This window comes from Herbiconiux sp., from assembly GCF_023264895.1.
Lineage (GTDB): Bacteria > Actinomycetota > Actinomycetes > Actinomycetales > Microbacteriaceae > Herbiconiux.
On sequence record NZ_JAHFUY010000047.1, the window covers coordinates 21331 to 32273 of the forward strand.

Consider the following 10943-nt stretch of genomic DNA (forward strand, 5'->3'; position numbering starts at 1 on the left):
GCGTCAGGGTTGGCGAAGTCCGCGCCCGTGGGGGCGCGGACTGTCGGCCGGGGTGGCCACGTGGGAGTGGGGACCGCCGACCGGGTGGGGACCACCGCCGGGGTGGGGACCGCCGCCTGGTGGGGTCACGCGGCCGACGCTGCGAAGGCGCCGAAGAGGGCGATGCCGGCGGCTCCGATCCAGAAGGCGGCCACGAGGATCCAGCCCGCGAGGGTGACGTAGCCGAGTATGAGGCCGGCGAGGGTGATGCCGTAGCCGTCGTCGCGGTTCTTCTTGATCTGGCCGAGGGCGATGTGGCCCGTGATGACCGGCACGAGGCCGAACCCGAGGATGCCGAGCACGAGGGTTACGATGCCGAGCGTGTTCGTGCGCGGAGCCTCCGGGTAGTACTGCGGCACCGTGGCGCTCGCCCCTGCGCCCGCGCCGGCACCGGGCCCACCCGCCACGACGCCACCGGTCGGCGCGGCAGGCGCAGAGGAATAGCCGCCGACCGGGGTCGGGGTCGCAGGCGGGGTGGGAGCGTAGGCCGGGGAGGTCGCGTACGCCTGAGTGGGGGCGTGGGCCGGAGCAGGAGCTGCGGCCGGCGTGGAGTAGGAGGAGGCCGGTGCCGCGGCCGCCACTAAGGCCGCCTTGTCGCCTAGCGGCACGGTCGGCTGCGCCGCGGTGGCGACGAAGGGCGTGCTGGAGTCGAGGGGCTTGGTCGCGTGGGCCTTCGCGGCGGTGTCGGCGGGCTTCGAGGACGCGCCGGGCGCGGAGGTGACAGCGTCGGCTGGGCCGGAGATGGGCGTGGTGGTGGCTGCGTCCCGGGCAATCACGGCGGTATCCGGGGCGGCGTCCACCGGCGTGGGGGCGGTCGCGTCTGCGGTGGCGGCGTCCGCGACGGCGTCCACGGGCGTGGTGGCGGTCGCGTCTGCGGTGGCTTCCGCGTCGGTGTCGGCGGGGGTGGTGGTGGCGTCGGGGGTGATGGTCTGGTTCGTCATGCTTCGACGCTACGGAACGCATCCGTCGGAGGGATCGGACCGGCGGCTGATCTCTGCCGGGCGCCCGTGGTACCCGGGGATGACGGCGGGGCACGCACGACGGCCGCCCGTGAGACCAGGGTCTCAGGAGCGGCCGTGAGCGAGTGCAGCGCGCGAACGGGCTGCGCACTCGGATGAGTGCAGCAGCCCGAGCGGCGTCAGCCCGAGAAGGGGTTGGCGCAGGTCTGCTGGTCGGCGGTCTGACCCTTGACGCCCTCGATGACCTCCGGGGCGGTGGGCACCTCCGTGGTCGGCACCTCGGTCGACGGATCGACGGGCGCCTCCGGGTCGACGGGAGCCTCGGCACCGGGGTCGGCCGGTTCGGCCGGATCCACCGGGGTCTCCTCGGCGGGCGCCTCGGCGGTCGGGTTCGTCGGATCCTCCACGATGGTCGATCCCGTTCCGGTGGAGTCGGCGCCGAGGGTGAAGGGCTCGTCGTTCAGCACCTTGGCGAACAGCTCGTCGGCCGTCGACTGCAGCGGCACGACCTTGCCCGGGTAGTCGGAGGAGGATCCGACCGGGTACTGCGCGAACACGATCTTCGAGAGGTCGATGTCCTTCAGCGTGAGGGCGAGCGACACCATGGCATCGACGCTCGCGAGCGACTGCGAGGGCAGGATGTTCTGCGACGCGGCCTGGGCGAGACCGAACAGCTTCGTGACATCCGTGAGCGTGTTCGAGCTCTTCATGGTGCGGATGAGCGACGCGAGGTACTGCTGCTGCGAGGCGATGCGCGCGAGGTCGCTGCCGTCGCCGACGCCGTGGCGGTTGCGCAGGAACGACAGCGCCATCTGGCCCTCGATGGTCGAGGTGCCGGCGGGCAGGTCGAGGCCCGAATCAGTATCGACGATGGGCTCGACGAGGCAGACGGGCACGCCGCCCACGGCGTTGGTCATCTCGATGACGCCGTTGAACGAGGTCGCCGCGGCGTACTGGATGGGCACACCGGTGAGATCCGTGATGGTCGTGGCCACGCACGCGAGCCCACCGCGGGCGAACGCGTCGTTGAGGGGCTGAGCGCTCATGGCATCGAAGACCTCGCCGGTCGCCGGATCGGTGCATTCGGGCTGCGGGATCACGAGGTCGCGCGGGAAGCTCACGACCACCGCGTTGGTGTGGTCGGCCGAGACGTGCAGCAGGATGTTGACGTCGTTGAGGGTCGCGTCGCGCTCGCCGAAGTCCTCACCCTGGTTGGGGTCGTTGTCGGTGCCGACGATGAGCATGTTGAAGCCGCCCTCGAAGGCGCCGAGGAGCGGCGGAGCGGCGGGCGCGTCCTCGCCGTTGGAGATGTCGACGGCGTTCGCGCTGAACTGCTGCGCCACGCTGGTGACCGCGTAGGCCGTGACCGCACCCACGCTCACGAGCGCCACCGCCGCCACGACGGCGAGCCACTTCACCACGGCGGCGACCGGCGACGACGTGTGCTGCCGACCGTGCCGGATGGGGCCGGAGGGGCGCGGTCGGGGGCGTCGCTCGGTGTCGTTCAAGTCGTGTCCTTCTGGCGTCTGATGCGGCTGTGGCGTCGAGGGGGCGTGGCGTCGAGAGGCGTGGCGTCCTGGAGCCATGCGGCACGGGCCGGGGCCCGCTGCGCTGGTCGATACTAACCGACGCCCTCCTGGGAACGCCGAGGGCGGGGAGGCGATACTCGCTGGATTCGGAGCAAGATGCCCCCCTTGCGAGGGTCACTGAACCGGTATAGCTTCGTACTAAACCGGTTCAGGCAGCTCTGGATCGGGTCTCGACGGAGAGAGCAGGGAGGCCGGCGATGAAGCGCAAAGCGACCATCACCGACGTGGCCAAGGCCGCGGGCGTCAGCAAGGGTCTCGTCTCGTTCGCCCTCAACGACCGGCCCGGCGTCTCGCCCGAGACCCGCGACCGCATCCTGGGCGTGGCCCGCGATCTCGACTACCGCCCGAGCGTGAGCGCCCGCTCGCTCTCGACGAGCACCTCCTACGCCGTGGGCCTCGTGATCGCCCGCGACCCCGAGATCATCAGCGCCGACCCGTTCTTCCCCTCCTTCATCGCGGGCGTCGAGCGCGTGCTCCTCACCGAGGGCCGCACGCTCGTGCTGAGCGTGGTGGGCGACGACGACCACGAGGCCACCGTCTACCGCACGCTCGCCGCCGGGCAGCGGGTCGACGGCGTCTTCCTCACCGACCTCCGCCGCGACGACCCGCGCATCCCGATGCTTCAGGAGCTCGGCCTGCCCGCCGTGACCCTCGGGCATCCGGGAACAGGCCAGATGGGCACAGGCGGTCCCGGCGCGGGCGATCCGGGCACAGGCCAGCCGGGCGCAGGCGAGGCGAACCCCTTCCCCTCGGTTTCCCTCGACGACACCCCCGGCACCGTCGCCGCGGTGCGCCACCTCCTCGACCTCGGCCACCGCCGCATCGCGCACGTGATCGGCCCGCACGCGATGCTGCACGCCAGCCGCCGCCGCGCCGCCTTCGAGGCCACCCTGCGGGATGCGGGCCTCGAGCCCGACCCCGCGCTCGTCGTCGAGACCGACTTCACCGCGGCGCAGGGGGCCGCGGCCACGACCGCCCTGCTCGAGCGCGCCGATCCGCCCACCGCGATCGTGTTCGGCAACGACCCGATGGCGATCGCCGGGCTCGGCGTGGCCCACGAGCGCGGCCTCACCGTGCCGGGCGACCTCTCGATCACCGGATTCGACGACTCCGAGCTCGCCCGCTACGTCTACCCCTCGCTCACCTCGGTGCGCACCGACCCGCTGCGGTGGGGCGAGGCCGCCGCCCGCACCCTTCTCCGACTGGTCGCCGACGGCCACGCCGCCGACGTCGACCTCGACCCCGCGCACCTCGTGGTGCGCACCTCGACCGGGCCCGTCCGGGCCTGACCCACCCCGCGGCATCCGCCGCCCTCGAAAGGAGCAGCACCGTGCAGAACCCCTCAGCGACGAGGACGACGCGCAAGTCCCGCACCACCAGCATCGCCGACACCGGCCGCGCCACCAGCACCACCCGCAAGAATGGCACCACCCGCACCACCCGCACCACCCGCACCACCCGCACCACCCGCATCCTGGCCGCCACCGGCCTCGCCCTAGCCTCGGGCCTAGTGCTCGCCGCCTGCTCAGGCGGAAGCGGCGGCGGAGGCGCCTCCGACGACCTCACCGCCACCGGCCCCATCACCATCTGGTACTCCAACAACGCCACCGAGGTGGAGTGGGGCAAGCAGATGGTGGAGGCCTGGAACGCCGAGAACCCCGACCAGGAGATCACCGCGCAGGAGATCCCGGCCGGCAAGTCGAGCGAAGAGGTGATCGGCGCCGCGATCACCGCCGGCAACGCCCCATGCCTCGTGCTCAACACGGCGCCGAGCGCCGTGGGCCAGTTCGAGAAGCAGGGCGGGCTCGTGAACCTCTCCGAGTTCCCCGACGGCGCCGAGTACATCGAGACCCGCTCGGGCGACCTCGCCGAGCAGTACCAGAACGCCGACGGCGACTACTTCCAGTTCCCGTGGAAGTCGAACCCCGTGGTGATCTTCTACAACAAGGATCTCTTCGCCCAGGCCGGCCTCGACCCCGAGAACCCGAAGCTGTCGACCTACGACGACTTCCTCGCCACCTCGAAGGCCCTCGTCGACGCCGGGGTCGCGCCCTACGCCATCCAGCCGGCGCCCACGAGCGAGTTCTTCCAGATGCAGTTCGACTTCTACCCGCTCTACGCCGCCGCCACCGGTGGCGCGCAGATCGTGGAGGACGGCAAGGCCACCTTCGCCGACGAGGCGGGCTACGAGGCGGCGGGCTTCTGGCGCGACCTCTACGACCAGGGCCTCGCCGGCCAGGAGCAGTACCAGGGCGACTCGTTCGCCGACTCGCAGGCCGCCATGGCGATCGTGGGCCCGTGGGCCATCTCGGTCTACGGCGACATGAACTTCGGATCGGTGCCCGTGCCGACCCCCGAGGCCACGCCGGCCGACGAGGTCTGGACCTTCAGCGACGCGAAGAACATCGGCCTCTTCTCGGCCTGCGAGAACAAGGGCACCGCCTGGGAGGTGCTGAAGTTCGCGACCAGCGAGGAGCAGGACGGCCAGTTCCTCGAGCTCACCGGCCAGATGCCGCTCCGCCAGGACCTGCCGACCGTCTACGCCGACTACTTCGCCGCCAACCCCGAGTACGTGGCGTTCGGCGACCAGGCGAGCCGCACCGTCGAGGTGCCGGCCGGCCCCAACACCGTGCAGATCATGCAGACCTTCCGCGACGCGTGGAGCAAGGCCGTGATCTTCGGTGAGGGCGACGTCGACGCCGCCCTCGACGAGGCCGCCGCGACCATCGACGGGCTGGCGAGCCAGCCGTGAGCTCGCCGACCGTGAGGGCGCCGCTGGGGAGGAGGATCTTCGGGCGACAACCGCTCGGGCTCCTCTTCAGCTCGCCCTACCTCGCCTTCGTGCTCCTCGTGTTCGCGTTCCCCATCGTCTACGCGGTGTGGATCTCGTTCCACGACTTCTTCTTCGCCGCCCCCGGTGCCGAGCCCGACCGCCCCTTCGTGGGCTTCGACAACTACATCTACGCGTTCTCGAACCCCCAGGTCATCCGCTCGTTCGGCAACGTGGGGATCTTCCTCCTCATCAACGTGCCGCTCACCGTCGTGCTCTCGATGCTGCTCGCGAGCGCCCTCAACAAGGTCGTGCACGCCCGCACGTTCCTCCGGGTGAGCTTCTACGTGCCCTACGTCACGGCGAGTGTGGCGGTGGTGGCGGTGTGGCTGTTCCTGTTCAACGGCAGCGGTCTCGTCAACACCCTGCTGGGGCCGCTGGCCCCGGATCCGTCATGGCTGATCAATGAGAACCTCGCCATGCCGGTGATCGCCCTCTACGTCACCTGGAAGCAGCTGGGGTTCTACATCCTGCTCTACCTCGCGGCCCTGCAGAACGTGCCCAAGGAGCTCTACGAGTCGGCCTCGACCGACGGCGCGGGCGCCATCCGCCGGTTCTTCTCGGTGACGGTGCCTGGCGTGCGCCCGGCGACGCTGCTCGTGCTGCTGATCTCGACCGTGACGGGTGCGAACCTCTTCACCGAGCCGTACCTGCTCACCAACGGTGGCGGCCCCAACGGGGCGTCGACGTCGCCGGTGCTGATGATGTACCAGCTCGGCATCCAGCAGGGGCAGCCGGATGTCGCGGCCGCGATCGGCATCGTGCTGGTCGTGGGCGTGCTCATCATCGCCTTCATCCAGAACCGCTTCGTGGGGGAGAGGGAGTCATGACCAAGCTCGGTACGACCATCCGCTACATCGTGCTGTTCGTCGGCGCGATCGTGTTCCTCTTCCCCTTCTACTACATGATCGTGGGGTCGCTGCAGACCGAGACCGACCCGACGATCGCGGGTGCCTTCCCGAACCCGGCGAACCTCTCGCTCGACAACTACGTGAACGTCAACGAGCGGATCGACCTCGTCTCGGGACTCGTCAACTCGGGCATCTTCACGGGCGGGGTGCTGCTCTGCACCGTCGTCTTCGGGGTGCTCGTGGGCTACGCGCTCGCGATGCTGCAGTGGCGGGGCCGCCGGGCCACGTTCGCGCTCGCCCTGCTGGTGCAGGTGATCCCGTTCCAGCTGCTGCAGATCCCGCTCTACGTGCTGATCGCGCGCGACTACGGGCTCGCCGACACCCACGTCGGCATGATCCTGCCGTTCGCCATCAACTCCACGGCGGTGCTCATCTTCCGGCAGTACTTCCTGCAGCTGCCGAAGGAGCTGTTCGAGGCGGCGCGGATCGACGGGGCGGGCGAGCTGCGCCTGCTCTGGAGCGTGGCGCTGCCGCTCGTGCGGCCCGCCCTCGTGACGGCCGTGCTGCTGACCTTCATCGGGCCCTGGAACGAGTTCCTCTGGCCCTTCCTCATCACCAAGGACGCCTCGATGCAGCCGCTCGCGGTGTCTCTCGCCAACTACATCTCCACGGTCGCAGCGTCGACCGACAACCCGTTCGGCGCGATCCTCGCCGGCGCGGTGGTGCTCGCGGCCCCTGTGGTCGTGCTCTTCATCGTGTTCCAGCGCTACTTCGTGTCGAGCGACCTCGGATCGGGAGTGAAAGGATGACAATGACCCCGAACACCGCACACACCGGCTCCACCCCCACCTCCACGGATGTGCCGTACCGCCTCGAGCGCGTCGGCATCGTGATGGAGCCGGAGCCGGGCAACGACCTCGAGGCCGAGGGGGTGCTGAACCCCGGATCGGGGCGCGGCCCCGACGGCTCGCTCTACCTCCTGCCGCGGCTCGTGGCCACGGGCAACGTGTCTCGCGTGGGGCTCGCCCGCGTGGAGATCGCCGACGGCGTGCCCGTGGGCGTGACCCGCGAGGGGGTGGTGCTCGCTCCGGATCGCGGCTTCGAGCGCGGGGCGAACAACTCCGGTGTCGAAGACCCGCGGGTGACCTTCATCCCGGATCTCGGCCTGCACGTCATGACCTACGTGGCCTACGGGCCGCTCGGGCCGCGCACGGCGATCGCCGTGTCGTCCGACCTGCGCTCGTGGCAGCGGCTCGGGCCCGTCACGTTCTCCTACGACGACGAGCTCGACATCGATCTCGGCCTCTTCCACAACAAGGACACGGTGTTCTTCCCCACGCCCGTGGCGGCGCCCGACGGCACGCTCTCGTTCGCGGTGCTGCACCGGCCGATGTGGGATCTCGGCGAGACGAAGCCGGGCGAGGGCGTGCGCCTCCCGGCGGGGATCACCGACGAGCGGCAGAGCATCTGGATCAGCTACGTGCCCGTGGCGGCCGTGGCCCGCGACCTCTCGGAGCTCACGCGCTGGACGAGGCACCGGTTCCTCGCGGGGCCCGAGTTCGACTTCGAGGCCGTGAAGATCGGCGGCGGGCCGGCTCCGCTGCGGGTGCCCGAGGGGTGGCTGCTCATCCACCACGGGGTGACCGGCGTCATCGACAACGCGTTCGCGCAGCAGCAGAAGGTCAACTACGCGGCCGGCGCCATCCTGCTCGACGCCGACGACCCGTCCCGTGTGATCGCGCGGACCGCCGAGCCGCTGCTCGCCCCCGAGACCGAGGAGGAGCGCTCGGGCATCGTGCCGAACGTCGTCTTCCCCACCGCCATCGAGGAGATCGACGGCCAGCACTTCGTCTTCTACGGCATGGCCGACTCCAAGATCGGCGTCGCCCGCCTCCTCCACACCTGACCGCGGGGGTCCGGGGTGGGAGTGCCCACCCCGGTGCCCCCGCTGGTCGGCCCCCGTGCCCGGCCACCCCTCCCCGGTGCCCGGTCGCATTCCACCTCCCCACCACCACCTCCCCCCACCCCCGCTCAAACCCCCAGTGAGTCGCGTCGAAGTGTCGTCATTTCACGGCTTTCGACGCGGATGACGGCACTTCCACGCGACTCAGCGGACGGGGTGGGGGCGGGAGGGGGACCTACGAGAAAGGCGGGTTCGATGATGAACACGCGCAGCTTGACCACACGGATGACGGCGGGCGTCGCGGGCGCCGCCCTGGTGTTCGCGGGAGCGGGGCTCGCGGCTCCGGCCTCGGCCTCGGCCGAACAGCAGGCCGCGCTGACCAACACGGCGCACCTCGATTTCCTGCTCGACGAGGTGTCGCCGCCCGAGCTGCCGGGCCACACCACCTACCGCCTCGCGGAGGAGCCCGAGCTGCAGCTGCCGTGGACCTACGCGGATGCGCGCGACGGCGGCACGTTCGAGCGCGTCGGCGGCGGCCCCCTCGACGAGGCCACCGGCGACTGGGCCCAGGGCGCCTTCAACAGCGACGACGTGTCGCGCGCGGCGGTCGTCTACCTCCGGCACTGGCAGCAGACGGGCGACGACGCGAGCCGGCAGAAGGCCTACGACGTGCTGCGGGCGCTCGCCTACTTCCAGACGACCGAGGGAGAGGACGCCGGCAACGTCGTGCTCTGGATGCAGACCGACGGCGAGCTCAACCCGAGCGCCGAGCCCGTGGAGCTGCCCGACCCGAGCGACTCCGAGGAGAGCTACTGGCTGGCCCGCACCATCTGGGCGCTCGGCGAGGGCTACGCGGCGTTCCGCGACGCCGATCCGGAGTTCGCCGCCTTCCTCCAGGAACGGCTGCAGCTCTCCGTCGCGGCCGTCGATCGCGAGGTGCTCGTGCGCTACGGCGAGTACGCGGCGGCCGACGGTGCGTCGGTGCCCGCCTGGCTGATCGTCGACGGGGCGGATGCGACGGCCGAGGCCCTGCTCGGCCTCTCGGCCTACGTGCAGGCGGCGCCCGACGACGCGGGCGTCCGCTCCTCCACCGAGAAGCTCGCCGAGGGGGTCGCGGCCTACGCCGGGCTCACGACCGGCGGCGCGTCCGAGGCCAAGGGGGGCAAGCACTCCTGGAACGTGCCCGGGGCGGATGCGGCGGCGTCGTGGCCGTACGGCGCGATCCTGCCGTGGGCCGAGTCGCGCTCGATGTGGCACGCGTGGTCGTCGCAGATGGGCGGAGCGCTCGCACGGGCATCCGTCGCACTCGGCGACGAGGGGCTGCGTCAGCCCGCCGTGACCGAGGCCGTGCGGTTCGCACCGACGCTGCTCGCGGCGGGAGGGCCGGAGAACGCCTGGTACCCGTCGCCGACCGAGCGCGTGCAGATCGCCTACGGCGCCGACTCCCGCATCCAGAACCTGCTGGCGACGGCGGATGCGGCTGGCCTGCCCGGTCTCGTCGACCTCGCGGGCGTGCAGGCGGCCTGGTTCTTCGGGCTCAACCCGGCGGCCGAGCCGATGTACGACCCGGCGACGGGCGTGACGTTCGACGGCATCCAGGCCGACGGCTCGATCAACCGCAACTCGGGGGCCGAGTCGGCCATCCACGGGCTGCTCACGATGCTCGCGCTCGACGCGCACCCCCAGGCCGCGGCGCTCGCGCAGTCGCTCACGGTGCTCGAGGGGCGCGACGGCCTCCGCGTGGTGGAGGCCGAGGACGCGGTGACGACGGATGGCACCGTGGTGACCCCGGAGTCGAGCTGGACCGAGGAGTCGTCGTGGAGCGGCGACTACCTCGAGCTCGCACCCGGGCAGACGGCCTCGTTCGACCTGGCGGCGGGGGCGGATGCCTCGGCGTCGACTGCCTCGGATCGCCTGGGCGCGGGCCATCGGCTCGGCGGCCTGATCGTGGAGCCCGTGCTGTGGCAGGTGGAGAAGGGCACCGCCGAGACGCCGAAGAGCGTGTGGCGGAGCGGCAGGCTGCCGCTCGGAACGCTCAGCTCGAGCGTGGGCGAGCAGGGGCTCACCGCGGCCTCGGGTGCGCTGCTGCCGCAACGGCTGCCGGTGCCCGTGGTGGGATCGCGCACGACCGCCGAGGTCGAGGTGCGCGCCGGCACCGTGCAGCTCGACGCGCTGCTGGTGCGGCCCGCGATCTCGACGCTCGAGGCCTCGGGCGAGGCGGGCGGATCGGCGGAGCTCGCGCAGAACGCGCTCCCGCTGCCGCTTCCGGTCACGATGGGCGCGGAGGGGGCGACGCAGACCCTCCGCTCCTACGACGCCACGGGAGCCCTCGTCGACGAGCGCACCCTCGACGGCCCCACCACCGTCTGGCTCCGGCCCGGCGGCTACGCCCTCGCACTCGGCTGAACCAGGCCCCTACCCGCCCGCGCCAGGTAGCGCCAATCGACCCAAAACGCACAGTTTGCGTCGGTTAGCGCTACCCGGGCAGACCCGGGGGTGGGTGGGCGAGCGCATTGCAGCTGGGCGCGCACCACGAGTGGCAGGAAATGTGCGAAGTGCGGCTCTCCTGCCACTCGTGGCGGTTCGGTCTGGTGCGTAGCGTTACTGCCATGACAACCGCACTCGTGATCCTCGCCCTTCTCGCCGTCGCGGCCGTGGTCGCGACCATCGTGCAGATGGCCCGCGACCGCTACGGCCGCGTGCCCAACCGCGCCGACGCACCCCGCGCCGTGCGTGCTTCCGGCCCGCGCGCATCCGCCGCCCCCGCCGCCA

Annotated in this window: 8 protein-coding genes; 6 read left to right on the forward strand and 2 right to left on the reverse strand. The window is 71.4% G+C overall.

Translation table 11 applies throughout. From position 1 onward, the window contains the following. Positions 1 to 125 precede the first annotated feature (125 nt). A complete protein-coding gene (locus tag Q0D57_RS10370) occupies positions 126 to 980 on the reverse strand; it encodes a DUF4190 domain-containing protein (protein WP_291042731.1) in 855 nt (284 codons plus the stop codon). A 197-nt stretch (positions 981 to 1177) separates the two neighbouring features. Then, positions 1178 to 2506 carry an LCP family protein gene (locus Q0D57_RS10375; protein ID WP_291042736.1) on the reverse strand — a complete coding sequence of 443 codons (1329 nt, stop codon included), beginning with the start codon at positions 2504 to 2506 and terminating at the stop codon, positions 1178 to 1180. A gap of 278 nt (positions 2507 to 2784) precedes the next feature. Between Q0D57_RS10375 and Q0D57_RS10380 the strand changes: the two genes are divergently transcribed. The 6 genes from Q0D57_RS10380 (at position 2785) to Q0D57_RS10405 (ending at position 10577) form a co-directional block, all read left to right on the forward strand. Continuing rightward, the gene (locus tag Q0D57_RS10380; protein WP_291042739.1) at positions 2785 to 3876 is read left to right on the forward strand and encodes a LacI family DNA-binding transcriptional regulator; all 1092 of its coding nucleotides are present in this window, start codon (positions 2785 to 2787) and stop codon (positions 3874 to 3876) included. 182 nt (positions 3877 to 4058) lie between these two features. Then, positions 4059 to 5339 carry an extracellular solute-binding protein gene (locus tag Q0D57_RS10385; protein ID WP_291042758.1) on the forward strand — a complete coding sequence of 427 codons (1281 nt, stop codon included), beginning with the start codon at positions 4059 to 4061 and terminating at the stop codon, positions 5337 to 5339. Then, the gene (locus Q0D57_RS10390) at positions 5336 to 6247 is read left to right on the forward strand and encodes a sugar ABC transporter permease (protein ID WP_291042743.1); all 912 of its coding nucleotides are present in this window, start codon (positions 5336 to 5338) and stop codon (positions 6245 to 6247) included. The genes Q0D57_RS10385 and Q0D57_RS10390 overlap by 4 nt, the downstream gene beginning before the upstream one ends. Beyond that, positions 6244 to 7077: a carbohydrate ABC transporter permease gene (locus tag Q0D57_RS10395; protein WP_291042746.1), complete on the forward strand. Its 834-nt coding sequence runs from the start codon at positions 6244 to 6246 to the stop codon at positions 7075 to 7077. Before Q0D57_RS10390 ends, Q0D57_RS10395 begins: the two co-directional genes overlap by 4 nt. 2 nt (positions 7078 to 7079) lie before the next feature. Further along, on the forward strand, positions 7080 to 8174 hold the full coding sequence (locus Q0D57_RS10400; RefSeq protein WP_291042749.1) for a glycosidase: 1095 nt from the start codon (positions 7080 to 7082) through the stop codon (positions 8172 to 8174). A 252-nt stretch (positions 8175 to 8426) separates the two neighbouring features. Further along, positions 8427 to 10577: a hypothetical protein gene (locus Q0D57_RS10405; protein WP_291042752.1), complete on the forward strand. Its 2151-nt coding sequence runs from the start codon at positions 8427 to 8429 to the stop codon at positions 10575 to 10577. The last annotated feature ends 366 nt before the right edge of the window (positions 10578 to 10943 follow it).

Coding starts and splice junctions, on each gene's coding strand:
- Q0D57_RS10370 (WP_291042731.1), bottom strand. CDS start 980: ATGACGAACCAGACCATCACCCCCGACGCCACCACCACCCCCGCCGAC.
- Q0D57_RS10380 (WP_291042739.1), top strand. CDS start 2,785: ATGAAGCGCAAAGCGACCATCACCGACGTGGCCAAGGCCGCGGGCGTC.
- Q0D57_RS10395 (WP_291042746.1), top strand. CDS start 6,244: ATGACCAAGCTCGGTACGACCATCCGCTACATCGTGCTGTTCGTCGGC.
- Q0D57_RS10400 (WP_291042749.1), top strand. CDS start 7,080: ATGACCCCGAACACCGCACACACCGGCTCCACCCCCACCTCCACGGAT.
- Q0D57_RS10405 (WP_291042752.1), top strand. CDS start 8,427: ATGATGAACACGCGCAGCTTGACCACACGGATGACGGCGGGCGTCGCG.